1 protein-coding gene is annotated in these 1,238 nt (G+C 61.5%); it reads left to right on the top strand.

Features of this window, described 5'->3' with window-relative positions; translation table 11 throughout:
• Positions 1 to 228: 228 nt before the first annotated feature.
• Positions 229 to 1,238, top strand: a 1,010-nt coding sequence (locus tag IP90_RS16500; RefSeq protein ID WP_242007631.1) for a M1 family metallopeptidase, incomplete at its 3' end; no start/stop codon positions are given.

Genomic DNA, 1,238 nt, shown 5'->3' with positions numbered 1-1,238 from the left:
CATTCGAAGGTGCTGCGCGCGCAGCCGCACATCGAGGAGTTCCAGGCCTTCCGCAAGGCCGAGATGGAGAAGAAGGCCAAGGCGGAAGCGCAGAAGAAGTAGGAAAGATTGATCCCGCATCGCAGTGCGGCAATGCCGAATTCAGCAAGGGGAATGGAAATGCGCAGGGGCTTGTTGTTGGCTTGTCTATGGCTTTGTTCCACACCCTTGGTGGCAAAGCAGGGAGAGTTGAGCGGACACACGTACGACTCCGGCGCGCCACGCACGCCGGAGCAGGAAGCGGTGGTGTTCGAGAAGGCCGACCTGCAGTTCAAGGTCGATCCAGCCAATCGCAGCCTGCACGGCGACGCTGCGCTGACCTTCCGCGCCACGGCCCCGCTGACCCGGCTGGTCGTGGACCTGGACCGCAATTTCAAGATCGATCGGGTCGAGGTTGACGGCAAGGCGCTGGCTGCGCAGGACTGGAGCAATCCCGAAGGTCGCATGACGGTCGACTTGCCGCAGCCGCTGGCAACGGGTGACAGCACGACGCTGCGCATCCGTTATGCCGGCAACCCGCACGTGGCCGATCGCGCGCCGTGGGACGGCGGCTTCGTCTGGTCCAAGGCGCCGACCGGCGAGCCATGGATCGCCTCCGCGGTGCAGCTTCAGGGTTGTGACCTGTTCTGGCCGTGCATCGACCATCCGCAGGGCGAGCCGCTGCAGGTCGACCAGCACATCACGGTTCCTGCACCGTTGGTGGCTGCCGGCAACGGCGTGGCGATGGGCATGCAAGAAAAGGACGGCTGGCGCACGTATCACTGGCGTGTGAGCGATCCGAACACCTATGCGATCGCGCTCAACATCGGTCCTTATGAACTGATCGAAGCGGACTACAAGAGCCGTTACGGCAATACCATTCCGATGCGCTTCTGGTACCTCCGCGGCAACGAAGCTAAGGCCAAGGTCCTGTTCGAACAGTTTCCATTGCTGCTGGACTTCTTCGAGAACCACATCGGCCCGTTTCCGTTCGCTGGCGAGAAGATGGGCGTGGTCGAAACGCCCCACAAGGGCATGGAGCACCAGAGCATCAATGCCTACGGCAATGAATATGCCAAGGACGAATTCGGATACGACGAATTGCTGCAGCACGAATTCGCCCATGAGTGGTTCGGCAACCAGCTGACCAACACCAGCTGGGACGACATGTGGCTGCACGAAGGCTACGGCAGCTACATGCAGCCGCTGTATCTGCAGTG

The organism is Luteimonas cucumeris (assembly GCF_007830035.1).
Taxonomy (GTDB): domain Bacteria; phylum Pseudomonadota; class Gammaproteobacteria; order Xanthomonadales; family Xanthomonadaceae; genus Luteimonas_C; species Luteimonas_C cucumeris.
Note: the sequence above shows the minus strand (reverse complement) of the source record. Positions and strands in the feature narration are given on the sequence as shown.